24 protein-coding genes and 1 tRNA gene are annotated in these 26,072 nt (G+C 64.4%); 8 read left to right on the top strand and 17 right to left on the bottom strand.

The features are described from left to right. Positions 1-80: 80 nt before the first annotated feature. From AC3EML_RS05880 to AC3EML_RS05860, 5 genes are all read right to left on the bottom strand, one after another. Positions 81-1,082: an Ldh family oxidoreductase gene (locus AC3EML_RS05880; RefSeq protein WP_023714560.1), complete on the bottom strand. Its 1,002-nt coding sequence runs from the start codon at positions 1,080-1,082 to the stop codon at positions 81-83. A gap of 112 nt (positions 1,083-1,194) precedes the next feature. Then, positions 1,195-2,004, bottom strand: coding sequence for an ABC transporter permease (locus tag AC3EML_RS05875; protein WP_023703668.1), 810 nt, complete (start codon positions 2,002-2,004; stop codon positions 1,195-1,197). Further along, a complete protein-coding gene (locus AC3EML_RS05870; protein WP_031253443.1) occupies positions 2,004-2,669 on the bottom strand; it encodes an ABC transporter permease in 666 nt (221 codons plus the stop codon). Before AC3EML_RS05870 ends, AC3EML_RS05875 begins: the two co-directional genes overlap by 1 nt. A gap of 208 nt (positions 2,670-2,877) precedes the next feature. Beyond that, positions 2,878-3,678, bottom strand: coding sequence for a transporter substrate-binding domain-containing protein (locus AC3EML_RS05865; protein ID WP_023671323.1), 801 nt, complete (start codon positions 3,676-3,678; stop codon positions 2,878-2,880). Positions 3,679-3,732: 54 nt separating this feature from the next. After that, positions 3,733-4,548: an ABC transporter ATP-binding protein gene (locus tag AC3EML_RS05860; RefSeq protein WP_023693139.1), complete on the bottom strand. Its 816-nt coding sequence runs from the start codon at positions 4,546-4,548 to the stop codon at positions 3,733-3,735. Between the two features lie 226 nt (positions 4,549-4,774). On the opposite strand from AC3EML_RS05860, the gene AC3EML_RS05855 reads away from it, so the two are divergent. The 4 genes from AC3EML_RS05855 (at position 4,775) to AC3EML_RS05840 (ending at position 8,757) form a co-directional block, all read left to right on the top strand. Further along, positions 4,775-5,647, top strand: coding sequence for a dimethylarginine dimethylaminohydrolase family protein (locus AC3EML_RS05855; protein ID WP_023742302.1), 873 nt, complete (start codon positions 4,775-4,777; stop codon positions 5,645-5,647). Then, positions 5,617-6,285, top strand: a complete 669-nt coding sequence (locus AC3EML_RS05850; protein WP_352520586.1) for a TetR family transcriptional regulator C-terminal domain-containing protein — start codon at positions 5,617-5,619, stop codon at positions 6,283-6,285. Before AC3EML_RS05855 ends, AC3EML_RS05850 begins: the two co-directional genes overlap by 31 nt. Then, a complete protein-coding gene (locus AC3EML_RS05845; protein WP_352520587.1) occupies positions 6,282-7,862 on the top strand; it encodes a 5-guanidino-2-oxopentanoate decarboxylase in 1,581 nt (526 codons plus the stop codon). The genes AC3EML_RS05850 and AC3EML_RS05845 overlap by 4 nt, the downstream gene beginning before the upstream one ends. A gap of 187 nt (positions 7,863-8,049) precedes the next feature. Then, entirely contained in the window at positions 8,050-8,757 is a 708-nt protein-coding gene (locus AC3EML_RS05840; protein ID WP_352520588.1) for an SDR family NAD(P)-dependent oxidoreductase, read from the top strand. 135 nt (positions 8,758-8,892) lie between these two features. Here AC3EML_RS05840 and AC3EML_RS05835 read toward each other — a convergent pair whose 3' ends face one another. From AC3EML_RS05835 to aroA, 4 genes are all read right to left on the bottom strand, one after another. Further along, entirely contained in the window at positions 8,893-9,714 is an 822-nt protein-coding gene (locus AC3EML_RS05835; protein WP_352520589.1) for an MOSC domain-containing protein, read from the bottom strand. 247 nt (positions 9,715-9,961) lie between these two features. Beyond that, the gene (gene rpsA, locus AC3EML_RS05830) at positions 9,962-11,659 is read right to left on the bottom strand and encodes a 30S ribosomal protein S1 (RefSeq protein WP_023671316.1); all 1,698 of its coding nucleotides are present in this window, start codon (positions 11,657-11,659) and stop codon (positions 9,962-9,964) included. 204 nt (positions 11,660-11,863) lie between these two features. Next, positions 11,864-12,514: a (d)CMP kinase gene (gene cmk / locus AC3EML_RS05825; protein WP_352520870.1), complete on the bottom strand. Its 651-nt coding sequence runs from the start codon at positions 12,512-12,514 to the stop codon at positions 11,864-11,866. A gap of 249 nt (positions 12,515-12,763) precedes the next feature. Next, positions 12,764-14,122 carry a 3-phosphoshikimate 1-carboxyvinyltransferase gene (gene aroA / locus AC3EML_RS05820; protein ID WP_352520590.1) on the bottom strand — a complete coding sequence of 453 codons (1,359 nt, stop codon included), beginning with the start codon at positions 14,120-14,122 and terminating at the stop codon, positions 12,764-12,766. A gap of 206 nt (positions 14,123-14,328) precedes the next feature. On the opposite strand from aroA, the gene AC3EML_RS05815 reads away from it, so the two are divergent. The 3 genes from AC3EML_RS05815 (at position 14,329) to AC3EML_RS05805 (ending at position 15,462) form a co-directional block, all read left to right on the top strand. Continuing rightward, on the top strand, positions 14,329-14,721 hold the full coding sequence (locus tag AC3EML_RS05815) for a TIGR02300 family protein (RefSeq protein ID WP_023683538.1): 393 nt from the start codon (positions 14,329-14,331) through the stop codon (positions 14,719-14,721). A 173-nt stretch (positions 14,722-14,894) separates the two neighbouring features. Beyond that, a tRNA-Ala gene (locus AC3EML_RS05810) sits at positions 14,895-14,970 on the top strand. A gap of 102 nt (positions 14,971-15,072) precedes the next feature. Further along, a complete protein-coding gene (locus tag AC3EML_RS05805; RefSeq protein WP_023683541.1) occupies positions 15,073-15,462 on the top strand; it encodes a hypothetical protein in 390 nt (129 codons plus the stop codon). A gap of 48 nt (positions 15,463-15,510) precedes the next feature. On the opposite strand, the gene AC3EML_RS05800 is transcribed toward AC3EML_RS05805, so the two are convergent. The 5 genes from AC3EML_RS05800 to msuE are packed head-to-tail and all read right to left on the bottom strand — an operon-like array spanning position 15,511 to position 20,203. After that, entirely contained in the window at positions 15,511-16,275 is a 765-nt protein-coding gene (locus AC3EML_RS05800) for an ABC transporter ATP-binding protein (RefSeq protein WP_023671311.1), read from the bottom strand. Between the two features lie 24 nt (positions 16,276-16,299). Further along, on the bottom strand, positions 16,300-17,298 hold the full coding sequence (locus AC3EML_RS05795; RefSeq protein ID WP_023732650.1) for an ABC transporter substrate-binding protein: 999 nt from the start codon (positions 17,296-17,298) through the stop codon (positions 16,300-16,302). 42 nt (positions 17,299-17,340) lie between these two features. After that, the gene (locus AC3EML_RS05790; protein ID WP_023711343.1) at positions 17,341-18,189 is read right to left on the bottom strand and encodes an ABC transporter permease; all 849 of its coding nucleotides are present in this window, start codon (positions 18,187-18,189) and stop codon (positions 17,341-17,343) included. 24 nt (positions 18,190-18,213) lie between these two features. Beyond that, positions 18,214-19,590 carry an LLM class flavin-dependent oxidoreductase gene (locus tag AC3EML_RS05785; RefSeq protein ID WP_023683544.1) on the bottom strand — a complete coding sequence of 459 codons (1,377 nt, stop codon included), beginning with the start codon at positions 19,588-19,590 and terminating at the stop codon, positions 18,214-18,216. 55 nt (positions 19,591-19,645) lie between these two features. Beyond that, a complete protein-coding gene (gene msuE, locus AC3EML_RS05780) occupies positions 19,646-20,203 on the bottom strand; it encodes an FMN reductase (RefSeq protein WP_352520591.1) in 558 nt (185 codons plus the stop codon). Positions 20,204-20,542: 339 nt separating this feature from the next. Between msuE and AC3EML_RS05775 the strand changes: the two genes are divergently transcribed. Continuing rightward, positions 20,543-21,562 (top strand): LLM class flavin-dependent oxidoreductase, encoded by a 1,020-nt coding sequence (locus tag AC3EML_RS05775; protein WP_023689211.1) that lies wholly within the window; start codon positions 20,543-20,545, stop codon positions 21,560-21,562. Between the two features lie 81 nt (positions 21,563-21,643). On the opposite strand, the gene AC3EML_RS05770 is transcribed toward AC3EML_RS05775, so the two are convergent. The 3 genes from AC3EML_RS05770 to AC3EML_RS05760 form a co-directional block, all read right to left on the bottom strand. After that, positions 21,644-22,489: a fumarylacetoacetate hydrolase family protein gene (locus AC3EML_RS05770; RefSeq protein WP_352520592.1), complete on the bottom strand. Its 846-nt coding sequence runs from the start codon at positions 22,487-22,489 to the stop codon at positions 21,644-21,646. Between the two features lie 146 nt (positions 22,490-22,635). Next, the gene (locus tag AC3EML_RS05765) at positions 22,636-23,367 is read right to left on the bottom strand and encodes an SDR family oxidoreductase (protein WP_023745837.1); all 732 of its coding nucleotides are present in this window, start codon (positions 23,365-23,367) and stop codon (positions 22,636-22,638) included. A 293-nt stretch (positions 23,368-23,660) separates the two neighbouring features. After that, a complete protein-coding gene (locus AC3EML_RS05760) occupies positions 23,661-26,033 on the bottom strand; it encodes an aldehyde dehydrogenase family protein (RefSeq protein ID WP_352520593.1) in 2,373 nt (790 codons plus the stop codon). Positions 26,034-26,072 lie beyond the last annotated feature (39 nt).

Genomic DNA, 26,072 nt, shown 5'->3' with positions numbered 1-26,072 from the left:
GTTCAGCAGGCGGCGCAAATGCGCGCCTGCCCGTCGCCAACCGGAAGGTCAGTTTAAATTGTTTGATAAAGAAGGATTCTTCAGCCCGAATAGCGCTCGGCGAATTCGGAAATGCGCTGCACCACGGCTTTGGGGGCGTTGATGCCGCGCGCCTGCGCCTTCTCCGCCGCTTCGGCCCGCGCCCGGCCCGGCACGTGCACGCCAAAGCGCCGGCGCAGCCGGTCGAGCTGGTCCTTCATGCGCTGCTCAAAATCCGGGTCGAGCAGCTTGGGCTCGACGGCGAGCACGAACAGGCCGGTTCCCGGGCTGTCCGGTCCGCCGGAGAACCAGGGCGCGTCGAGCGACCAGTTGGCGCCCGACAGGCCAGCCGCCAGCACTTCGACCATCAGCGCGATGTTGGCGCCGCGCTGGCCGCCGAAGGCCAGCATGGCGCCCTTCATGGCCGCGGCCGGATCGGTGGTCGGGTTGCCGCTGGCGTCCAGCGCCCAGCCTTCGGGGATCTTCTTGCCGTCCTCGGCCGCCTTGCGGATGTTGACGAACGCCGTGGCGCTCGACGACTGGTCGATGACCAGCGGCGCGCCATCGGCGGCGGGTGCCGCAAACGACATCGGGTTGGTGCAATAGACCGGCTTGACCGAGCCCGAGCCTGCCAGCACCGCCGGCCCGTTGGTGGCGGCGAAGGAGACCAATCCCAGCTGCGCCAGACGCCCGGTGAAATAGCCGAGCGCGCCGCAGGTATAAGCGTTCTTCTGCGAGAAGATGGCGACGCCGAACAGCTTTGCCGCCTTGGCAAGGTCATCGATGGTGCGGTCGAACCCGGTATGGGCGAGGCCGCCACGCGCATCGGAGAGATAGACGGCGAGCGCCGGCCTGGTGATCACCGGATCGGCATTGCCGTCGATGCGGCCGGCTTCCAGCGCTTCGAGGTAATCGATGAAATGGGTCAGCCCGACGGTCGAAAGCCCTTCCGCCTCGGCGGCAATGATCGAGGCGGTGAGCGACCGCGCCGCCTCCTCATTGGCGCCGGCGCCGAGCGCCGCCATCCGGCACAGCCCTGTTGCCTGATCGAGAGAGAGTTGCATGTTGCGGACCCGATTGGTGGTGAGTGAGTAGGGAGTAGTCAGTAGGGAGTAGCGAAAGCAAGCGGTTTCCCGGTCATATGCTGACTACTCACTACTGCCTACTCACTATTCCCTAGCCCACCTTGTTCGGTATGCGCGCCTCGATCTTGCTGAATGCAAACACCAGAAGGCCGGTGATGATCATGTAGATCAGCGCCAAAAGCAGCAAGGGTTCGTAGGTGAGGTAGGTGTCCTGCCGGACCTTGGACGAGACTGCGAAGATGTCGATGACGCTGATCGTCGCCACCAGCGGCGTCGACTTCAGCTGCAGCACGGTTTCGCCGGTCAGCGTCGGCAGCGCCCGGTAGATGGCCTGCGGCAGCCAGATGCGGCGGAAAATCTTCCAGCGGCTCATGCCGAAAGCGCGGGCCGCCTCTAACTGCCCCTTCGGCACGCCGGCAAAGGCGCCGCGCATCACTTCGCCCTCATAGCCGGCGAAGGACAAGGTCAGTGCCAGCACTCCATAAGGCCAGGCTTGCCTCAGATACGGCCACATCCAGGATTCGCGGATCCAGGGAAATTGCGGAAACAGCGAGCCTAGCCCGTAATAGAGCAGCCATAGCTGGATCAGCAGCGGCGTGCCCCTGATGACGGTGCAGAATGTCCTGGCGGGCGCGGAAAACCAGAAAGAGCCGGCGGCCTGCGCCAGCCCGAGCGGCACGGCGAGCAGGAAGCCGAGAAAGCAGGTGACGGCCAGGATCCACAGCGAGCGCCAGATGCCGATCAGTCCCATTTCATAATATTGCGGAAGCCAGTCCCAGCGCATGAAAAAGGCGGCACCGAAAACCAGCGCGATTGCGACCAGGATCAGCACGATGCGATGCGGCTGCAGCCACAGCGACGTCCGCGCGGCAGCGTTGATGATGGTCGCTTCTCCGGCCATCAGCGCGCATCCTTGAGCGACGGCATACCGCGCCGCGACCAGGCCTCGACGCGGCCGATGAGCAGGTTGGAAACCAGCGACAAGATGAGATAGAGCACGCCCGCGGCGAAAAAGAAGGTGAAATAGGCTTTGGTGACCCCCGCAGCCTGCCGCGTCGCCAGCGCCAGCTCGTAAAAGCCGACGACCGCCAGAAGGGCTGTGTCCTTGGTGGCGATCAGCCACAGATTGGCGAGCCCGGGTATGGCGAAGGGCAGCATCGCCGGCAAGGTGATGCGCCGCAGCATGAGCCCGGGTGACATGCCATAGGCGCGGGCGGCTTCGATCTGGCCCTGCGGTATGGCCAGGATGGCGCCGCGGATCACTTCGGTCGAATAGGCACCCTGGACAAAGCCGAGCACGGCGATGCCCGCGGCAAGGCCGCTGATGTCGACGCGCTGGTAGCCCATTGCCGTCAGCGCCTGGTTGATCAGGTCTGTTCCGGCATAATAGAGCAGCAGGATCAGCACCAGTTCGGGCACGGCGCGCACGATGGTGGTGTAAACCGCCAGCAAGTCGCGTACGACCGGCCCGCCGTAAAGTTTGCCAAAGGCGCCACCGGTGCCGATCAGGAGACCAAGGACCGTGGCGCCGAGCGCGATCTCGATCGAATGGAGCAGCCCAAGCAACAGCGTGCCGCCCCAGCCCGGCGGATTGGGCGAGAGAAGTTCTATGATGCCGGCCGCCGAGGCCGAAAGAAGTGCGTCGATCAGCGTCGCCCCCGGATTGCTGGCTTCAACCACCGCCGACGGCAGCGTCGGTGGCAGCATGTCTGGGAAAGGTCGGGCAGGAGGGGCATGGCGTTGGCGCCATGCCCCTCAGCTCATGCGAGGATCGTCAGTTCGACTGCGCGCCGCCACCACCGTAAATGTCGAAATCGAAGTATTTCTTCGATATCTCGTCATATTTGCCGTTCGAGCGGATCGCCTTGATGCCGGCGTTGATCTTGGCCTTAAGGTCGGTGTCTTCCTTGCGCACGCCGGCGCCCACGCCCGGTCCGAGCACTTCATCGTCCGGAGCCACCATGCCCTTCAGATCGCAGCAGGCCTTGCCCTGGTCCGACTTCAGAAATGCGTCGAGCGCGATCGAATCCGCCTGGACGGCGTCGAGGCGGCCTGCGGCCAGATCGTTGTTGGCTTCGTCCTGCGTCTGGTATTCCTTGATCTCGGCAGCCGTGGGCCCGAAATGCTTCTTCGCATAGGCCGAATGGGTGGTCGACACCTGCACGCCGAGCACTTTGCCCTTGAGATCGTCCGGCGTGGCGCCGAATTTCTGGTCCTTCGGTCCGATGATGGCGGTCGGCGTGTTGTAGTACTTGTCCGAGAAGTCGATGGTCTTCTCGCGTTCGGCGGTGATCGACATCGAACTGGCGATGACGTCGATCTTCTTGGTCGTCAGCGCCGGGATGATGCCGTCCCAGGCGACAGGCGTGATGACGCAGTCGAGCTTCTCCTCGGCGCAGACGGCGTCGATGAACTCGATTTCCCAGCCAACCCATTTGCCGGAAGCGTCCGGCGAGGTGAAGGGCGGATAGGGCTCGGCGGCGACGCCGATCTTGACCGGATCGGCCTTGGCCACGCCCATGGCGGCGACGCCGAGCAGCAGCGCTGCGGCGAATGTTTTCAGAACAGTCTTCATGTCACGACTCCCAGTTTGTTGTTGGTTCCCGGTTTTCTTCCGTCCCGGCTTGTCCTAGCCGATGTTGCGGATGAACTGCTTCAGCCTTTCGGATTTCGGTGCGCCGAATATCTGCTCCGGCGGCCCCTCTTCCTCGACCAGCCCGTTGCAGAGGTAGACGACATGGGTCGCGACCTCGCGGGCGAACTTCATTTCATGCGTGACCAGCACCATGGTGCGACCCTCGCGCGCCAGGTCGCCGATCACCTTCAGCACCTCGCCGACCAGCTCCGGGTCGAGCGCCGAGGTCGGCTCGTCGAACAGCATGACGCGCGGGTTGATGGCCAGGGCGCGGGCGATCGCCGCGCGCTGCTGCTGGCCGCCCGAGAGATAGGCCGGATAGACGTCGCGCTTTTCGGCGAGGCCGACGCGCGCCAAAAGCTTTTCGGCTTCCCTGATCGCCACGTCGCGCCTTACGCCCAGAACATGCACCGGAACCTCGATGACGTTCTCGATCAGCGTCATGTGGCTCCACAGGTTGAAGTTCTGGAACACCATGCCGAGCTTGGCGCGGATGCGTTCGATCTGCCGGCGGTCGGCGGGCACGGTGTGGCCGTGGCTGTCGGCCTTGAGTTTGATCTCCTCGCCATTGACGCGGATGATGCCGCTGGTCGGGTTTTCCAGGCAGTTGATGCAGCGCAGCAGCGTCGACTTGCCGGAACCCGAGCCGCCGATAATGGCGATCACCTCGCCGTCGCGCGCCGACAGCGAAACGCCTTTCAGCACATGCAGCTGGCCGAATTTCTTGTGCAGGTTCTCGACATGGATGGCTTCGGCGGCGCCGTCCTGCGCCTTGCCGGATTGGACTGCGGCGGTTCCCGCCGCGCTCACCGGGGAACCTCTGCCACAGGGTCCACGGCAGATCGTCGAACGTCTATCCGGCTAATCAACATACGCTGTAATGCCCACTCCAGACTTCAGCATGGACCCAACAGCGCGAGCCCGTCAATCCCGCTCATTACGGCACTTGCGGCCTTATTGTGCAAGTGTATAAATAGCCTCCGATGAAATTTCTTCCATTTTTTTCACCCTGAACACGGCATTGAAAAGGGCACCGATGAGCGCTTTCGGATCACAGTCCATGGCGGCGCCGTTGCGGCGCGTGCTGATGCGGTCGGCGGCCAATGCCATGCGCGGTGCCGACCGGGCTATCTGGCACTATGGCCCGGGTTTCGACCCGGCGAAAGCGGCGGCGCAGCACGCGGCTCTCGCTGAGCTGGTGACGGCGTCCGGCGCCGAAATCGAATGGATCGATGACAAGGCCGACGGGCTGTCGGATTCCGTATTCACCCACGACCCGTCGCTGATGACCGACCGCGGCGCGCTGATCCTGTCCATGGGCAAGCCATTGCGCGCCCGGGAGCCATCGCTGCATGAGGAAACCTACACACGCCTGGGTATTCCTATCCTCGGCCGCGTCGAGGCGCCCGGCCAGGTCGAAGGCGGCGATTGCGTATGGCTGGATAAAAACACGCTGGTAATCGGGCGCGGGGTGCGCTCCAACCAGGAAGGCATACAGCAGGTTTCCAACCTGCTGACGCCGCTCGGCATTTCCGTCTACGGCTTCGATCTGCCGCTGTGGCAGGGCGAGGAGGCGTGCCTGCATCTGATGTCGGTGATCAGCCCGCTGGCCGACGACCTGGCCCTGGTCTATTCACCGCTTTTGCCGGCGCCGTTCTATCAGTTGCTGAAGGCGCGCGGCATCCGGCTGGTGGAAGGCGACGCCGAAGAGTTTGCCGCGTCCAACGGCCTCAGCCTGAACGTGCTGCCGACCAGCCCGCACAAGGTCATTGCCGTCGCCGGCTTTCCCAAGACCAAGGCCGCGATGGAAGCCGCCGGCTGCACGGTTCAAATCTTCGAGGCGGATGCGCTCTGCATCGCCTGCGAAGGTGGGCCGACATGCCTGACGCGGCCCATCCTGCGGCAATGAATGAGCGCCGCAAGTTCCGCCGCGAGGGCGAGGAGCGGCGGCGGCAGGATCTGATCGACGCGACCCTGGACAGCGTGGCCGAACATGGGCTGGAGGGCGCCAGCCTGCGCACCATCGCATTGCGCGCCGGCGTCACCGCCGGGCTGATCCGGCACTATTTCCCCGGTAAGGAAGACTTGCTGCAGGAAGCCTACGCGGCGCTGATGGGCCGCATGATCGAGCAGGCGAAGGCGGCATTGCTCATGGAAAACGCCTCGCCGCGCCAGCGCCTTGCGGCCTTCGTTACTGCCAACCTCAACGCGCCGATCATCGATGCACGCGTGTTTTCGCTGTGGGCAACCTTCATCGGCCGCGCCGGCGCGGATCCGAGCCTGGCTCGCGCCCACCGCGAAGGCTATCTTGGCTTTCGCAACGAGGTGGAAGCAGTCGTTGCCGAAGTGCTCGGCGCCGAGCAGCGCAGGCCAAACGCAAATGAACTGCGCCGCCATGCCATTGCCATCAACGCGATCATCGACGGGCTCTGGATCGAAGGCTGTCTGGCCGCAGAGATGTTCTCGCCTGGCGAATTGGCGGCGATCGGCGTCAAAGCCATAGAGGCCGAGCTCGGCCTCGCGCCGCAAAAGGGAGAGAAGCTATGACCACCATCGGCGAAGCGCTGATCACGCTGCTCGAAGCGCATGGCGTCGACACCGTTTTCGGCATTCCTGGCGTCCACACTGTCGAGCTTTACCGCGGGCTGGCGCGTTCAAAGATACGCCATGTCACGCCGCGTCACGAACAGGGCGCCGGCTTCATGGCCGACGGCTATGCCCGTGCCAGCGGCCGGCCGGGCGTTGCCTTTGTCATCACCGGACCGGGGCTGACCAACACCATCACCGCAATGGGCCAGGCGCGCGCCGATTCGGTGCCGATGCTGGTGATTTCGGGCGTCAACGCGATGCCGACGCTGGGAAAGGGGCTGGGCTTCCTGCACGAACTGCCGGACCAGCGCGGCATGATGGAGAAGGTGGCGCTGTTTTCGCAGCGTGTCACCGAGGCCAGCGAATTGCCGGGCGCTCTGGCGCGGGCCTTCGCGCTGTTTTCGTCGTCGCGGCCGGGCCCCGTCCATATCGAAATCCCGACCGACGTCATGGTCAAACCGGCCGACGGCATCGCTGCTTCGCTCACCAATGCGGCGGCGCCCGCGCCGGATGGCGCGGCCATTGCCGAGGCCGCCAGACTGATCGCAGCCGCGCGCCGGCCGCTGATCCTTGCCGGTGGCGGTGCCAAGCGCGCTGAACAGCCACTGCAGCGCCTGGCCGAGCGGCTCGGCGCGCCTGTCGTCCAGACCGCCAATGCGCGCGGTCTGCTGCACGCGCATCCGCTTTGCGTGCCGGCCAGCCCCAGCCTGAAGGCGGTGCGTGCGCTGATCGCAGACGCCGATCTGGTTATCGCCGCCGGCACCGAATTCGGCCCGACCGACTATGACGGTTACAGCGACGGCGGCTTCGTGCTGCCCGCCAATCTGATCCGCATCGATATCGGCGCCGACCAGCTCGCCCGCCGCCCGGTGAGCGTCGGCATCCAGGCCGATTGCGCGGAGGCGCTTGGTGCACTGCTAGGCGCGCTCCACCCTGATCATGCCGCAGCGAAGGACGGCGAGAGCCGCGCAGCCGCGTCGAGAAAGGCGGCCTTTGCCGAGCTCAGCCCGGCCTATGCCGCGCAGGTGCGTGCGGTGGAAACCATCCGCGACGCACTGCCGGGCGCCATCATCGTCGGCGATTCCACGCAGCCGATCTACGCCGCCAATCTCTATTACGACCATGACCGGCCAGGCGGCTGGTTCAACGCCGCCACCGGTTTCGGCGCGCTCGGCTACGGGCCGCCGGCGGCGATCGGCGCAGCGCTCGCCATGCCCGGCGTGCCGGTGGTTTGCCTCACCGGCGACGGCGGCTTCCAGTTCACCTTGCCGGAGCTGGGCGCGGCGCTCGATGCACCCGCACCGGTCATCTTCGTCGTCTGGAACAACAGAGGCTATCGCGAGATCGAAACGTCGATGCTCGATGTCGGCGTCGAGCCGGTCGGCGTGTCCCCGGCGCCGCCGGATTTCTGCAAGCTGGCCGAGGCCTACGGCATATCAGCCGAGCGGCTTGCCGGTACTGCCGGTCTCGCCGATGCGCTCAAACGCGCACGCGCAACCAGACTGCCGCACGTCATCGAAATCACCATCGACTGACGCCTGGCCGCGCGCCGTACGTCCATGCGCGGGGGTCGGAAGGGGCGGTCGGCGGCTTCGAGCGATGCAAAGACGCAACAACTGCCATGTCGAGATGTCGGTTGAGTGATCGTGCAAAAGGCGCGACGCTCTGCGTCGGCGCGGCACGACAAGCGACATAATATAAGAAACGACAGGAGCGTCCAGGATGACGGAAACAGTTCAGGGCAAGCATATCGTGGTGACCGGTGGCACCGGGGCGCTGGGTGCCGCGGTCGTCGGCAAATTGCTGGCGGACGGCGCGATCTGCCATGTGCCCAATGCCCACGCGTCGGCCCCCTCGCATTTCCCCTTCGCGGCCCATGATCGCGTCCGGCTGGCGCATAATGTCGATCTCGCCGATCCTGCCAAGGTCGATGCCTTCTATGACAGCGTTCCCGAATTGTGGGCCTCCATCCATCTGGCCGGCGGCTTTGCCATGGCCCCCGTCGAGAAAATCGAATCCGCATCCTTTGCCGAAATGATGGACACCAACGCCCGCACCGCCTTTCTGTGCTGCCGCGCGGCAGTGCGCTCCATGCTTGGCTCGGCCACTGCAGGCCGCATCGTCAATGTCACGGCGCGTGCTGGGCTCGACCCGCGCCGAGGCGCCGGCATGGTCGCCTATTCTGCCAGCAAAGCGGCGGTGGCGGCGATGACCGTGGCGATGGCGGAAGAGCTGAAGCACAAAGGCATACTGGTCAACGCGGTGGCGCCCTCGACGCTCGATACGCCGGCCAACCGCGCCGACATGCCGGATTCCGATTTCGGCAGATGGGTCAGCCTCGAAGCCGCCGCCGAGGCAATCGCCTATCTGGCATCACCGGCCAATCTGGCAATGAGCGGAACGCTGGCGCCGCTCTACGGCCGCGCCTGAAGTTCCGCCGCGCAGGCGACTCATTTGGTTTGGCTTCCGATGGCGGCCTTTGCCGACCTCGCCTGATCTACAGCGGAGGTTGGCCATTCAATCATGGCGACCGCCGACGCCTCCACGGCATTAGAAGACCTGCGACTACGTCAGGTTCGAGACGCCTGCCTCCACGACCTCGACTGCGTCGCCGATGGCGATCGTGCCGGCGTTGTTGGGAATCGCATTCTGGCCGAAGATGATGCCGCCCTTGGCGGAGCGGTGGATTTTGCCAAGCGTCTGCAACGGCTCGCGCGGGTCCGGCTGCTCGCCGCTCAACGGATCGCGGGTGGTGATGACACATCGCGAGCAGGGCTTCGCGATCCGCAACTCCACCGTGCCGATGCGGATCGTCTTCCAGCTGTCTTCAGGCCATGCGCCTTCTGCGTCGAGGACGATGTTTGGCCGGAACCGCGCCATTTCGATGGGCCTGGCAAGATGACTGTTCAGATGGTTCAGCGAGCCCGTCGTGGCGATCAGCAGCGGAAAACCATCGGCAAAGCCGACGAAATCGCCGGGCTGGCCGAATTCCGCATCGACCGGCCGGTTTTGCGGATCGTCGAAATAAACGAGGCCGACGGGCCGGCCAAAAATAGCCGAGAGATATGCACCGGCGGCCGGATCGCCCGGCCGCGCGGCAACCATATCCTTCCAGATCTTGACTTGCCGGAGCGCGGTGCCGGGAGCCGGTGCCTCGACGAAGTGCGAGCCATGCCTGTCATGTTTCAACAGGATGCCCGTCCCGCGATGCTCGACGTCGATCGTCGTCATATCAGGTATCTGGCGAATGGTGAGGAACTGCCCATCCTTGTCGACGACCATCCAGCGGCGGTCGCCTTCCATGCCCATTGTCTCGATGTCGGCGCTCGGCACGGCATGGCCGCGCAGGCTCTTGACCGGATAGCGATAGAGTTCGACGACCTTCATCGCGCATGCTTCTCCGTTGCCGAAGGGCCGGACTTCCGTGTTTACGTCTGCAACGACAGCCGAGCCTACAGCCGCGCATGCGGAATTGAAGGGGTTCCGCCGTCTTTGTCTTGTGCCAACCGCGTCGCCGAGCATGAAAAAACCCGCGAGCCTTGCGGCCCGCGGGTCTTCTTGTTCAAGCCGCGCGTGAGGCGCAGCCGAGGTTTACGCTTGCGCGAAGCGGCTTACGCGCTGCGCGCGAAGCGGCTTAGCTGCCCTGCTTCTTCAGCGCGGCGCCAAGGATGTCGCCCAGCGAAGCGCCGGAGTCGGTAGAGCCGTACTGTGCGACGGCTTCCTTCTCTTCCGCGATTTCCAGCGCCTTGATCGAGACCTGCAGCTTGCGGGTCTTCTTGTCGAAGGCGATGACGCGGGCGTCCAGCTTCTGGCCGACCGAGAAGCGCTCGGGGCGCTGCTCGTCACGGTCACGGCTGAGGTCGTTGCGCTTGATGAAGGTCTCGATGCCGCTGTCGACCAGCCGCACTTCCAGACCGCCATCCTTGATGCCGGTGACTTCGCAGGTGACCACCGCGTTCTTGCGCAGTTCGCCTGAAGTCGCGGCTTCGCCGACCGTGTCCTTGGCCAGTTGCTTGATGCCGAGCGAGATGCGCTCCTTGTCGATGTCGACGTCGAGCACCTGCGCCTTGACCATGTCGCCGCGATTGTACTCTTCGATGACCTGCTCGCCCGGACGGGTCCAGTCGAGGTCGGAAAGGTGCACCATGCCGTCCACGTCGCCTTCGAGGCCGATGAACAGGCCGAACTCGGTCTTGTTCTTGACCTCGCCCTCGACCTGGCTGCCGACCGGATGGCTCGCGGCAAAAGCCTGCCACGGGTTTTCCAGCGTCTGCTTGAGGCCGAGCGAGATGCGGCGCTTGGCCGGATCGACCTCGAGCACGACAACGTCGACTTCCTGCGTCGTCGACAGGATCTTGCCGGGGTGCACGTTCTTCTTGGTCCACGACATTTCCGAAACGTGGATGAGGCCTTCGATGCCCGGCTCCAGCTCGACGAACGCGCCGTAGTCGGTGATGTTGGTGACGGTACCCTTGATCTTCTTGCCGATCGGGAACTTGGTGCCGATCTCGGACCACGGATCGCTCTCGAGCTGCTTCATGCCGAGCGAGATGCGGTGGGTTTCCTGGTTGATGCGGATGATCTGCACCTTGACTGTCTGACCGATGTTGAGGATTTCGGTCGGATGGTTGACGCGGCGCCATGCCATGTCGGTGACATGCAGCAGGCCATCGATGCCGCCGAGGTCGACGAACGCACCGTAGTCGGTGATGTTCTTGACGACGCCTTCGACAACCTGGCCCTCTTCGAGGTTCTGCACGATTTCCGAACGCTGTTCGGCGCGGCTTTCCTCGAGCACGGTGCGGCGCGACACAACGATGTTGCCGCGGCGGCGATCCATCTTGAGGATCTCGAAGGGCTGCGGGTTGTGCATCAGCGGGGAGACATCGCGGATCGGGCGGATATCGACCTGGCTGCGCGGCAGAAAGGCCACGGCGCCGTCGAGGTCGACAGTGAAGCCGCCCTTGACCTGGTTGAAGATGACGCCTTCGACGCGCTCACCCTTGGTGAACTTCTCTTCGAGCTTGACCCAGCTCTCTTCGCGGCGGGCCTTGTCGCGCGACAGGACGGCTTCGCCCAGCGCGTTTTCGATGCGCTCAACCATGACCTCGACCGTGTCGCCGACCTTGAGCGTCGAGTCCTTGCCCTTGACGCCGAATTCCTTCAGCGGCACGCGGCCTTCGACCTTGAGGCCGACATCGATGATGGCCATGTCTTTTTCGATCGCCAGGATCGTGCCCTTGACGACCTGACCTTCGCCGGAGTGACCGGTGGTAAATGATTCTTCGAGCAGGCTCGCGAAATCGTCGCGAGTGGGATTTGCAGCTGACATATTTTCTCCTGGAGTGCCCCGCATCTGAAGCGGAACGGGCGCCGTGGGTTAGCGTTGCGTTGGCCTGCCGGCGTTCCGGGCTACAAAAGCCCTGGGCCGCCTAAGCGGCAATTCCGGCGCATGAAGAATGCTGGCAGGCTGGTTCGTGCCCGATATGGGTATTTTCTTCGCTTCCGGCAATCGGTGGAGCGGGAAAACCCTGGATCAGGCTTTGTCTCTCTTAGCCAGGGCGTCGTCGATGATCGCTTTGGCCGCTAGAAACGCGGCCTCTATAGCCATTTCGGAGGTATCAAGCAAGTGCGCGTCCGCCGCCGGCTTCAGCGGCGAGTCGGCGCGGCCCATGTCGCGCTCGTCGCGCCGCACGATATCGGCAAGGATTTCGGCGTAATCGGCAGTGCCGCCAATGCTCTCGATCTCCGCCAGCCGGCGCTGCGCGCGCACCTGCGCGCTCGCTGTCACATAGAGTTTTATGTCGGCATCGGGGCACACGACGGTGCCGATATCGCGCCCGTCGAGCACCGCGCCCGGCGGCGTCCTGGCGAAATGGCGCTGCTTTTCGACCAGGATGCGCCGAACGGTAGGGTAAACCGCTACCTTCGAAGCCGCTTCGCCGACAGCATGCGCCGACAAGACCGCCCGGTCGAGCTTGGCTAGATCGACCTGGCGGGCAGCGGTTTCGGCGGCCGAGACATTGTCGAGCGGCAGCGCATACTGAAGCAACGCATAGGCGACGGCGCGGTAGGTCAGGCCAGTGTCGAGCAGGTTGAGGCGGTAGTGGTCGGCGAGACGCCGGGCCAGCGTGCCTTTGCCGGCGCCGGCGGGGCCGTCGATGGCGATGGTGAAGGTTGGGGTCATTGTAGGGCCGACGAGAGACGCGATGAACACGACAAGCGCCGCGATCCTTCCCACCCCCCTCTGTCCTGCCGGACATCTCCCCCGCAAGGGGGGAGATTGGCGGCTTTGGCGCTCCGCTCAATTTTGCAACGTTGGTGATTGGCGAAAGCCAAGAAGATAGCTGATCTCCCCCCTTGCGGGGGAGATGTCCGGCAGGACAGAGGGGGGTGCTGTCCCGCAAGCGTTCCAGTTCGGCTCAAGCCCATCAACCTACCCGATCTCCGCGCCCAGCCCCGTCATCAGCCCCATGAACTCCGGGAAGCTCGTCGCGATCATTGCGGCGTCGTCGATGGTCACCGGCTTTTCCGTTGCCAGCCCCATTACCAGGAAGCTCATGGCGATACGATGGTCGAGATGCGTCTGCACCGTCGTGTCCTGGCCATTGGGATGGCCGCCCAGCCCCTTGCCGCCGGGCTTTCCGCGCACCGCGAGCGAAGCTTCGCCTTCGGTGCAGTCGACGCCGTTGAGCTTCAGCCCATTGGCAACCGCTGCCAGTCGGTCGGATTCCTTCACCCGCAACTCTTCCAGCCCCTGCATAAGCGTCTCGCCCTCGGCGAAGCTCGCAGCAACGGCCAGCACCGGGTATTCGTCGATCATAGACGGCGCCCGCTCGGGCGGCACGGTGACGCCCTTGAGCTCGGAGTAGCGCACGCGCAGATCGGCGACATCCTCGCCGCCGGCATTGCGCGGGTTCAAGATGTCGATCTGGCCGCCCATTTCCTGCAGCGTTAAAAGCAGCCCGGTGCGGGTCGGGTTCATCAGCACGTTCTCGATGACGATGTCCGAACCCGGCACGATCAGCGCCGCGACCAGCGGGAAGCCGGCCGAGGAGGGGTCGCCGGGCACGGCGATGGTCTGCCCCGTCAATTTGCCCTGGCCCTCGATGAAGATGTGGCGCACGCCGCGCTCGTCGGTCTCGACCGAGAGATTGGCGCCAAATCCCCTAAGCATCTTTTCGGTATGATCGCGCGTCATCACCGGCTCGATCACGGTGGTGATGCCGGGCGTGTTTAGGCCTGCCAGCAGCACGGCCGACTTCACCTGCGCCGAGGCCATCGGCACGCGGTAGGTAATGGGTGCCGCGTGTTTCGGCCCATGCAGCGTGATCGGCATGCGGTCGCCCGGCGTCGCCTTCAGCACCTGCACGCCCATCTGGCGCAAGGGTTCGAGCACGCGGCCCATCGGCCGTCCCGACAGCGATGCGTCGCCGATGAAGGTCGTTTCCATGTCGTAAGTGCCGACGAGGCCCATTGTGAGGCGGGAGCCGGTGCCGGCATTGCCGAAATCGAGCGGGCCTTCCGGCTGCAGCAGCGCGCCATTCCCGGTGCCGCGGATCACCCACTCGGCGCCGCGCTTCTCGATATGCGCGCCCATCGCCTTCATGGCGGCCGCCGTGCGCATCACATCCTCGCCTTCGAGCAGGCCGGTGACGCGGGTTTCGCCGGAGGCAAGGCCGCCGAACATCATGGAACGGTGCGAAATCGACTTGTCGCCCGGCACGCGAGCGGTGCCGGAAAGGGCGGTTGATTTGCGGGCGGTGGCCGGCTTGGCAGCGGCGGCGTGAGACATGGAATTTCCCTGGACGGAATGCCGGCGCACCGGCGCTTTTCATTTGTTGCGGCGGTCTCGTATCACGGCGGGCACGAATGGTCATCCCCATGGTCGTCGCTTGGCGCGAGGCCTTTCAGTGCTTGGTTTTGTGACGCCGGCTTTTCGCTTTGACAGCGCGGTAAACTGTGGTTAAGGGGACCACTCTTTTACTGACGAGGCTTGACGTGGCAAAAAACGAACTTGGCACAAAGCGTGTCGACCCTGAAACGGGCCGAAAATTCTACGACCTGAACAAGGACCCTATCGTCTCGCCCTATACGGGCAAGACGTATCCGCGTTCCTATTTCGAGGACGGCAAGATCGCCGCCCTCGAAGAGGAAGAGGAAGTGGCCGAGAAGGAAGTGGACGCCGAGGAAGAAGAAGGCGTTGAAGTCGTCTCGCTTGAAGAGGCCGACGAAGACGTCAAGGCCGGCGACGAGCTTCCCGACCTGGGCGACGACGAGGACGATGTCGATCTAGGCGACGATGAGGACGATACTTTCCTTGCCGACGAAGAGGAAGAAGACGACGACGTCGCCGACATGATCGGCGTCGGCGACGACGACGACGAAGTCTAGGAACGCTTCGAACGCATGCATTTAGCGGCGTTCACGGGCTATGACGAAAAAGCGGCCCTCGAAGGCTTGATCTTCAGGGAAGGCGGGGTTAGAAGCCGCCTGCACTAAACGGCGCGGTCCTGAAACCCGCGCCGGACCTCTCGCCGGCAACGGCGACGGCTGACTGCCGGAGTGGGGCCATAGCTCAGTTGGGAGAGCGCTTGAATGGCATTCAAGAGGTCGTCGGTTCGATCCCGATTGGCTCCACCAAACAGTCTTTTTCCGACGCTCGGTTTCGCGGCATTCGTGCTTGTCGCCTGCCAGTCGGCGCCTGAACCATCATCGCCGCCGCCAGCGCCCGCACCTCAGCCCATGGCGCCTGCCGCGATCTCTGCTCCTGATGGTGCGGCGGTCCTCGATCCATCCGTGCGGGTTATGCCGCCCGGCGAAGGCGTCCCGGCCAAATATGTCGCGTTTTCCGGCATATGGGGCGGACAGCTGGACGGGATGTATGACGGCAAGCTCGCCGTGCTGACGATTACGCGCGGCGGCAATGTCACCGCCACCTATGCCTGGGGCGATGTCGCCGACAACAAACCGGGCGTGGCCGACGGCGAAGGCAAGATTTTCGGCAACACGTTGAAACTGCGGCGCCTTCCCAATGGCGCGGACGTCAGCGCGGTCATTCAGGCGGACGGAACGCTGGCCGTCACCTATGGGCTTGCCGACCGAACCTATACGGGCACGTTCACCAAGCAATAATCGCGAGAGCTAATCTTCCGGGGGAGCCACGGCTGGCCCCTTCCCCGATCAGTGCAGGCCGAATTCGCGCAGCAGTTCTTCGCGATAGCGCACGAAGCGGCTCTCGCTGCGCTCGCGCGGGCGTGGCAGGTCGATGTCGATCAACCGCGCCGCGCCGCCTTTCTCCTTGGGCAGGATCAGCACCCGGTCGGCAAGATAGATCGCCTCCTCCAGATCGTGGGTGACCATGACCATGGTGACGTTCTCCTCGCTCCAGATGCGCGCCAGTTCCTCCTGCATGCCTATCTTGGTCATGGCGTCCAGCGCCCCCAGCGGCTCGTCGAGCAGAAGGATTTCGGGCTGCACGGTGAGCGCCCGGGCGATGCCGACGCGCTGCGCCATGCCGCCGGAAAGCTGGCTCGGAAAAGCATCCGCGAATTCAGCAAGACCGACCAGTGCGACGTAGAAGCGGGCGCGTTCCTCGGCCTGCCTCTTGGGAACACCGCGCACTTCGAGGCCGAACGCGACATTGCCGAGCACGCTGAGCCACGGCAGCAGCCGCGGCTCCTGGAAAATCACGGCACGCTCGGCGCCGACGCCATGCACCGGCTGGCCGTCGATCGCGACACCGCCGCTGTCGGCCGCCTCCAGCCCGGCCAGAATACGCAGCAGCGTGGTCTTGCCGGAGCCGCTGGCGCCGACGATGACCAGGCATTCCCCCGAACGAATGTCGAGGTTGAGCGTCCGCAGCACGGCAAGCTGGCGCCCGCCGAGGCTGAAGGATTTGGACAGGTCGCGGATCGAGACCTCTCCGCCACGGTTGGAACCGGCCATCTTGTCTCTCAGCTATTTCAAAGCTCAGTTGATCTTGGTTTCGCCGGGCCGGTACAGGATGTCGGCGGCTTTCAGCTTGCCCTTGGCCAGACGGCCGTCGCGCTCCAGCACGGCGACCCAGAAGTCGATGTCGCGATCGGTCGCCTGCGCACCTTCGCGCAGACCAAAGCCGGTCCAGTAGCGGGCGAGATCGCCGTTTTCGCCGCGCTTGTCGAGGATAGTGGCCAGCACCTTGCGGGCTTCGTCCGGGTTCTGGCGCGACCAGTCCGAGGCGCGCGCCGACTGTTCGACGAAGTTGCGCGCCGCATCCGGGTTGGCGGCAATGAAGTCGCGCCTGAGTACGACGAAGCCGCCGGCGAGTTCGCCGAGCACCTGCGTGTCGTCGAACACGCCGCGCACGCCGCCATTGGCGACCAGCGCGCCGGCAAAGGTCGCCTGCCAGTAGCCGAGGCCGGCAATGTCGACCTGGCGCGAGCGCAGCGTCTGCTCAAGCTGCGGGCCGGGCACGACAATGAGGTTGGCGGCGGTCGGCGGCAGGCCGACGCTGTGCAGGGCCTCACGCACCGTATAGTCGAGATGAGCGCCGAGCGTGTTGACCGAGATGGTCTTGCCGGCAATGTCGGCGATCGATTTGATCGGGCTGTCTTCCAGCACGTAGAAGACGCTCTTCACATCCTTGTTGATGCCGTTGCTCGGATACGCCGCGACGAAGTCGTTGCCGCCGGAGATCGAGTTGATCACCGCCGCGGTGGCGGCCGAGCCGATGTCGACGCTGCCGGAAGACAGCGCAAACAGCGATTCCGGTCCGCCCGAGGAATAGCCGACATTCTCCAGCTCGACGCCGAGCCCTTTGAAGTAGCCAAGCTCGTCGGCCAGCTCGTGCGGGGAGATGCTGCCACGGCTGGCGAGGTAGCGGAACTTGACGGCTGCGGCTTGCGCAAAGGCCATGCGCGGCAGGCCGGCGGCGATGAGGCCGGCGGCAAGCGGCGCGCCGGCAAGCAGCGAACGGCGGGTGATTTTCATGATCGGGTCCTTCCTGGAGGTAAACGGTGAGGGGCGGACTGCTCAGTTAACAGGATTGCTCCAGCGACAGAGCCGCCGCTGCAGGGTGACCAATGCCTGGTTGGCGATCAGGCCAAGCCCGGCGAGGATGACGATTGCCGCAAACATCAGCGGGATCTGGAAATTGTACTGCGCGTTCATCACCTGGAAGCCGATGCCCTTGTTGGCACCGATCATCTCGGACGCGATCAGCAGCAGCAGCGCGGTGGTGGCGCTCAGCCGCAAGCCGACGAAGATCGACGGCACGGCGCCCGGCAGTACGACGCGGCGAAACACGGTGAGCCGGCTCGCACCATAGACGCGCGCCATTTCAAGCAGCTTGGGATCGACTTCCTTGACGCCGCTGGTGGTGTTGAGCAGCAGCGGAAACAGCGTCGCCCAGAAGATGACGAAGATCTTCGAGGTCTCGCCAAGTCCCAAGAGCAGGATGAACACCGGATAGAGCGCCAGCGCCGACGTCTGCCGGAACACCTGCAGGATCGGATCGAGCGCGGTTTCGACCGGGCGCACCTGGCCCATGAACAGGCCGAGCGGAATGGCAACGGCGACAGCCGCCGCAAAGGCGATGCCGGCGCGTTGCAGGCTGATGGCGATGTCGCCGAGCAGGCTGCCGCCGGCAAGCCCCTTCCAGAGTGCGACGACGATCATGTCGATCGGCGGCAGCACCGCCGCGTTGACCCAGCCGACGCTGCTCGCCACCTGCCAGAGCGCCAGGAAGCCGGCAAGCACGCCGTAGCGCTTCAGGAAGCGAACAGCCGCCTTGCTGCCGAGGTTCAGGAAGTCGGTGCCGAGCCCAGTTTCGCCACCACTGCGGCGAACCGTGATCTGCCGATCGATGTGCTGCAGCGTCATTGCTTCACCCCTTCGATGCCAAGGTCATTCGGCGGCAAGGACGGTCGAGCGGGCGACGGTCCATGGATTTTCCGGGCGCCTGAGGCCGAGATTCTCGCGCAGCGTGCGGCCTTCGTAAGCCGTGCGGAACAGGCCGCGCCGTTGCAGTTCGGGAATGACCAGGTCGACGAAATCGTCGAGCGCGCCGGGCAGCCAAGGCGGCAGGATGTTGAAGCCGTCGGCCGCCTCGCTGGTGAACCATTCCTCCAGCTGATCGGCGACCTGCGTGACGCTGCCGACGATGGTGTAGTGGCCGCGCGCCGTCGCTACCCATTGGTAAAGCTGGCGGATGCTGAAATTGTGCTCGTCGGCAATCTGCCGGATCAGCGCCTGGCGGCTTTTCATGCCTTCGGTTTCCTTGCTCGGCGGCAACGGGCCGTCGAGCGGATAGCCCCTGATGTCGAGCGTCTGGCCGGCAAGACCGTTGAGGAGCGCAACACCGTCCTCGGGCAGGATAAGGTCGTTAAGCTGTTGGTATTTGGCACGGGCCTCGTCCTCGGTGCGGCCGACGAAGGGCGCGACGCCCGGCATGATCAGCACCTGGTCGGGATCGCGGCCGACTTCAGCCACGCGCGCCTTGATGTCGCGGTAGAATTCCTGCGCCGTCTCGAGCTTCTGATGGGCGGTGAAGATGACCTCGGCCGAGTGCGCGGCAAGCCCACGGCCGTCTTCCGACTGCCCCGCTTGTACGACAACCGGATGTCCTTGCACCGGGCGCGGCACGTTGAGCGGACCCTTGACGCTGAAATGCTCGCCCTTGTGGTCGATGTCGTGCAATCTGTCCTTGTCGTAGAAACGGCCCGACTGCTTGTCGCGGATGAAGGCGTCATCCTCCCAGCTGTCCCACAGCGCCTTCACCGTCTCGACATGCTCATGCGCCCTGGCATAGCGCTCGGCATGGCTGGGCTGGACGTCGCGGTTGAAATTGCGTGCCGTTTCGTCGCCGGCCGAGGTCACCACGTTCCAGCCGGCGCGGCCGTTCGACAACAGGTCGAGCGAAGCGAATTTGCGCGCCAGCGTGTAAGGCTCCTCATAAGTGGTGGACGCCGTTGCGATAAAGCCGAGATGCGTCGTCAGCGGCGCCAGCGCCGCAAACAGCGTCACCGGCTCGAAGCCGGCGATCTTGGCGTTGCCGCCCTCGCGGGCGCCGAGGCCGACGGTCAGGTTGTCGGCCAGGAAATAGGCGTCGAACAGGCCGCGCTCGGCGGTCAGCGCCAGCTGCTTGTGGAACTCGAAATTGGTGGCGCCGTCGGCCGGCGCATCGGGATGACGCCAGGCGGCGATATGCTGCCCGCCGCCGGGCAGGAAAGCGCCGAGCTTGATCTGCCGCGGCCTGCTATCGGACTTGCTGGCTCGAGTCATTGCAGGCGTCCTTCTGGTCTATGCGGGATGGAATATTGCGTCGCGGATCGTGGTTTCAGGCGGCAAGGACGACGCTGTAGGGCACGCCGGCCACCCGGCATGCCTCGGCGACCGCCTGCCGGGCTCGCGCCTTGACTGCCTCTGACACCAGCACGCCATCTGCAAAGTCCTTGTCCGAGGCGTAGATCGCGGTCGGCAGGGTCTGCGCCTCGAAGAAGCCGAACAACGGCCGCAACTGGTGTTCGACGACAAGCGAATGACGCTCGCCGCCGCCTGTTGCCGCCAGGATGATCGGCTTGCCGCGCAGCGACGACGGGTCGAGCAGGTCGAAGAAGTGCTTGAACAGCCCGGTGTAGCTGCCCTTGAAGGTCGGGGAGCCGACCACCAGCACGTCGGCGCCGAGCAGCTGCTCAATAACACCGCGCGCCGCCGGATCGAGATCGCCAAGCTGTCTTGCAGGCGCAAAGGACGGGCCGAGATCCTCGATGTCGAAAACGCTCAAAGCCGAGCCGGCCCGGCTCGCCACCTCACCGGCGATGTGGCTGACGAATGCCTTCGTCTTGGACGGACGGGTCAGGTTGCCGGACAACCCCACCACCAGCTTTTTTGACATCCGAGGCTCCTTCTCGCAAACGCACTATCCGCATTAAGCCTACCGATTTTGTAGAATTAAATGAGCGAGAAGATTTCAAAACCGGGCTCTGAAGCGAATGGAGTTTGCGGTACATCGCCTTTGGTTGGTTCATTTGGCCCCAAAAGCGCCGCGGCAGATGCTGACCCGACCGCACAAGGCATCGCCGGGGACCATGGCCTGGTCCTTTGCGCACTGATGGGTAACGTTGCGAAACCGTCAAGGGCCGGCGGCATTGACACTGCGTTGTGTCAGTGTCGATTGAACCCAATCGCGTGGGCGACGAAGTAGGCAACTGCAATCAAAGAACAGGATACGCGCATGAAGAAGATCGGCTTTCTTTCCTTCGGCCATTGGTCGCCCTCGTTGCAATCGCAGACGCGCTCGGCGTCCGACGCGCTGCTGCAGTCGATCGACCTGGCCGTCGCCGCCGAGGAGCTGGGCGCGGACGGCGCCTATTTCCGCGTCCATCATTTTGCCCGCCAGCTCGCTTCGCCGTTTCCGCTTCTGGCCGCGGTCGGCGCCCGCACCAGCCGCATCGAGATCGGCACCGCCGTCATCGACATGCGCTATGAGAATCCGCTGTATATGGCCGAGGATGCGGGTGCTGCCGACCTGATCGCCGGTGGCCGGCTGCAGCTTGGCATCAGCCGCGGTTCGCCGGAGCAGGTGATCGACGGCTGGCGCTACTTCGGCTACGTGCCGCAGGACGGCAAAAGCGATGCCGACATGGCGCGCAATCATGCCGAGGTTTTCCTGAATGTGCTGCGCGGCGAAGGTTTCGCGCAACCTAATCCGCGGCCGATGTTCCCCAATCCTCCGGGAATGCTGCGGCTCGAGCCGTTCTCGGCCGGCCTGCGCGACCGGATCTGGTGGGGTGCCGCTACCAACGCCACCGCCGAATGGGCGGGCAAGCTCGGCATGAACCTGCAAAGTTCGACGCTGAAGTTCGATGAGGGCGGCCAGCCGCTCCACATCCAGCAGGCCGAACAGATCCGCGCTTATCGCGCGGCGTGGAAGGCGGCCGGCCACACACGCGAGCCGCGCGTGTCGGTCAGCCGCAGCATCTTTGCGCTGGTGAACGACCGCGACCGCGCCTATTTCGGCGGCGGCAGCAGCGAAGATCATTTCGGCTATATCGAGCCTGAGAAGCTTGCCGTCTTCGGCCGCTCCTATGCCGCGGAGCCCGATGTGCTGATCGATCAGCTGAAAGAGGACGAAGCGATCGCCGAGGCCGACACGCTGCTTCTGACCGTCCCCAACCAGCTTGGCGTCGAGTACAACGCCCACGTCATCGAGGCGATCCTGAAGCACGTCGCGCCGGCTCTGGGCTGGCGCTGACAAGAGGCGCCAGCCGCCCGGCAAACAAAGAGATAGACCGTTTCGCCGGCAAACGGTGAAACGCTCTAAGGGAAGAGGCGGCTAGGCATCCGCCTTGAAGGTCTGCTTCTGCTGGCCTAGCCCCTCGATGCCCAGTTCCACCACATCGCCGGGCTTCAGGAACACGGGCGGCTTCATGCCCAGCCCAACGCCGGGCGGGGTGCCGGTGGAGATGATGTCGCCAGGATGCAGCGACATGAACTGGCTGAGATAGGAAACGAGATAGGCGACGCCGTAGACCATGGTCCTGGTCGAGCCGTTCTGCATCGTCTTGCCGTTGACCGTCAGCCACATTTTGAGGTTCTGCGGATCGGCAACCTCGTCCTTGGTGACAAGCCACGGCCCGGTCGGACCGAACGTGTCGCAGCTCTTGCCCTTGGTCCACTGGCCCTGGCGCTCGGCCTGGAAGGCGCGCTCGGACACGTCATGGGCAACGGCATAGCCGGCGACATAATCCAGCGCCTCGGCTTCGCTGACATATTTGGCTTTTCTGCCGATGACCACGGCGAGTTCAACCTCCCAGTCGGTCTTTTCCGAACCGCGCGGGATCAGCACATCATCGTCGGGGCCGACAATGGCCGAGCTCGCCTTCATGAAGATGATCGGCTCCGGCGGCACGGTGGCGCCGGTTTCGGCGGCATGGTCGGAATAATTCAGGCCGATGCAGATGAACTTGCCCGTGCCTGCGACGCAGGCGCCGAGGCGCGGCTTGCCGGAAACCGCCGGCAGCGAGTTCGGATCGAGCTTCGACAATGTCTCGAGCGACGCCGGATCGAGCGCCTTGCCGGCAATGTCGGTGACATGACCCGAAAGATCGCGGATCGTTCCATTCGCATCGAGCAGGCCGGGGCGTTCGCTCCCTATCTCGCCATAGCGCAGCAGTTTCATCTTGCTCTCCAAATTGCGGCCCAAGGCCGTTTTCAACTCACTCTGCCAAAGCGACGAGGACTGGCCGACTCTGGCTAACGGATCCGACCTGGGGCAAGCCGGACTTTAGGACTGGTCGACCCGGAACCTGCGTATCGAGACTATGCTCAGATCGACCAGCCGCCGTCGATATTATAGGCCTGCCCCGAGGTGTAAGTGGCGCCGGCGAGGTAGACGGCAAGGTCGGCGATTTCCTCGGGCGTGCCGAGACGGCCCATCGGCTGGCGGGCAATGAAGGCTGCGCGGGCCGCCTCGTAATCGCCCTGCGCATGCATGCGGTCCTGCAGCGACGGGCTCTCGACGGTGCCGGGGCAGATGGCGTTGCAGCGAATGCCCTTGGCGACATAGTCCGCGGCAACCGCCTTGGTGAGACCGATCACGGCCGCCTTGGAGACGCCATAGGCGAAGCGGTTGGGCACGCCCTTGCCGGCGCCGGCGACGGACGACATGTTGATGATCGAGCCATCGCCGCGCTCCAGCATGCCGGGCAGTACCGCCCGAATGGTGCGGATCATGGCGCGGACATTGAGGTTGAAGGCGAAGTCGAGATCGGCATCCTTCATCTCGAGGATGGACCCGGAATGGACGAAGCCGGCGCAGTTGAACAGCACGTCGACGCGGCCGATTTCGGCGAAGCCGGATGCCACCGCATCGTCGTTGAGAACGTCGAGCTTGCGGGTCTTGATGCCGGAGGTCTTGGCGAGTTCGGCCAGCAGCGCCTCGTTGATGTCGGTGGCGTGCACGACGGCACCTGCCTTGGCGAAGGCCAATGCGCTCGCTCTGCCGATGCCTTGTGCCGCCGCGGTGACGACAACGACCTTGCCTGCTAGATCCGCCATGCGTTTCTCCTCGCCCTCTTTGGCCACTGCTCGGCCCGATTTACTGCCGGCTGACTGGGGCGTCCTGTGCCAGACAGGCGCGACTATGCGGCCTGCACAATCCATCAGTCCTTAAATAACAAATGTTTTTTCTGGTTAAAGAACACATGTCCAAGCGTCAAGCCCGAACGCGATCACCTTCGCGACGGCTGATGTAATGCACATCGCTTGCTCTGATGCAACAACATGTATGACAACCGGACAACGAGTCACGCTGCCATGGTTCACTCAAGCACAGCGCGTTTCAGGCGGCATTAGTCGCCGTATGGCACCCAGACGTTCTTCACTTCGACGGCGCGGCGCAGCAGGGCATCGCCGGCGGCCTCGTCGGACGCCCAGTCGAGGCTGCGGCCGTTGCCGGTCCAGACGCGCTTGAGATTGCCGACGGAATCGGCCTCCGCTTTGGCGCAAGTGTCGGCATCGGCAAACAGCCAGAGCCCGTCGACATCGTCATGCTTGGCCAGCACGCCGGCAAGCTCCGCCGTGCGGCCGGTGATGATGTTGATGGCGCCTGCCGGAACGTCGGAATATTCGATCACCTGGTAGAGATCGGTGGCAAGCAGCGGGTATTTTTCCGACGGCACGGCCACCACCGTGTTGCCCATGGCAAGCGCAGGTGCGATCAGGGAGATCAAGCCGAGCAGCGGCGCGCTGTCCGGGGCGACGATGCCGAGGACGCCGACCGGCTCGTGCAAAGCGAGCGTGACGGCGCGGGCCGGTGGCTGATGCACCCTGCCCTCATACTTGTCGGCAAGGCCGGCATAGAGGAACAGGCGCTCGATCGATTGTTCCACTTCCTCCCGCGCGGCCTTGGCGTTGGCGCCGGTCAGTTCGGTCAAGCGTGCGGTAAATTCGCCGGTGCGGCCGGACAGGTTTTCGGCGAGATAATAGAGCACCTGGGAACGATTGTAGGCGGTCGCCTCCGGCCACGCCTTGCAGGCGCGGGCGGCGGCAACGGCGTCGCGGATGTCCTTGCGGCTGCCGAGACCGACTTCGCCGGCGAGCTTGCCCTTGGCAGTGGCTATCGCCAGCGAATAATTGCCGTCGGGCCGCACCTGCTTGCCGCCGATGAACAGTTTTGCCGTGCGGTCGATGGCCCCGCCATCCGATTGCTCGACCGGTTGCGTGGACGACGTCGCCGGCTTGATAACCGGGCCGAGCGGCAGCTTTGCAGAGAGATATTCGAACATGCCCTCCCGGCCGCCTTCACGGCCAAAGCCGCTTTCGCGATAGCCGCCGAAGCCGCAGGCGGCGTCGAACATGTTGGTGCCGTTGACCCAGACGACGCCGGCCTTCAGCTGCGGCGCGACATGCAGCGCGAGGTTGATGTTTTCGCTCCACACCGAGGCGGCCAGCCCATAGCGCGTGTTGTTGGCAAGCTCGATCGCTTCCTCGGTGTTGCGGAAGGTCATGGTGGCCAGAACCGGGCCGAACACCTCTTCCTGCGCCAGTATGTTTGCCGGCGAAACACCGGTGGCGAGCGTCGGCAGGTGGTAGTAGCCGGAAGACGGCAGCACCGCATCGGGCTGCCAGCAGACGGCGCCCTGCCTGGCGCCTTCGGCGACCAGACCCTTGACGCGGTCGAGCTGCGTGGCGTCGACCAGCGGGCCGACATCGGTGTTCTTGTCGAGCGGGCTGCCGACGCGAAGCCGGCTCATCCTGACCTTGACCTTGGCGATCAAGGCATCGGCAATGCCTTCCTGCACCAGAAGCCGTGACCCGGCGCAGCAGACCTGGCCCTGGTTGAACCAGATGCCGTCGACCAGTCCTTCGACGGCGCTGTCGAGATCGGCGTCCTCGAAGACGATGAAGGCCGATTTGCCGCCAAGCTCCAATGACAGCTTCTTGCCCGATCCAGCCGTGGCTTTCCTGATGATCTTGCCGACCTCCGAAGAGCCGGTGAAGGCGATCTTCTGGATGCCGGGATGGTTGACGATGGCGACGCCCGCTTCCGGCCCGCCCTGGACGATGTTGACGACGCCCTTGGGCACGCCGGCACGCTCGCAGATCTCGGCAAACAGGATGGCGGTGAGCGGCGTGAACTCGGCCGGCTTCAGCACCACCGTGCAGCCGGCGGCGAGGGCCGGCGCGATCTTCCAGGCCAACATCAGCAGCGGGAAATTCCACGGAATGATCTGGCCGACGACACCGACGCCCTTGTGGCCGGGGAAATCCTTGTCGAGCGCCTGCGCCCATCCGGCATGATGGATGAAATGGCGGATGGCCAGCGGCACGTCGATGTCGCGGCTTTCGCGGATCGGCTTGCCGTTGTCGATTGACTCAAGCACTGCGAACAGGCGCTGATGACGCTGCATCGCGCGGCCGATGGCGTAAAGCACCTTGGCGCGCTGGTAGCCGGAGGACGCCGACCATTTCGGCAACGCCTTGGTGGCTGCGGCAACGGCTGCGTCGATATCGGCGGCGCCGGCATCGGAGATCTTGGCCAGCACCTTGCCGGAGGAGGGTTCGCTGGTCTCGAAAGTCTTGCCGCTGGCGGCCGCCTTCCAGCCGCCATCGATGAACAGCGACTTGCCGAAATCGCGTCCGGCAAGCCAGGCATCGGCCTCGGTGCGGGCTTCCGGCGCCGGGCCGTATTCCATGGCGTGATAGCGTTCGAGAATGTTCATGACGCGCTCCAGATAATCGTCTTGGCAGGCGCTCTGTGG

Source organism: Mesorhizobium sp. P170090 (assembly GCF_057786115.1).
The sequence above is the reverse complement of the archived record's forward strand: the minus strand, read 5'-3'. Positions and strand labels throughout refer to the sequence as shown.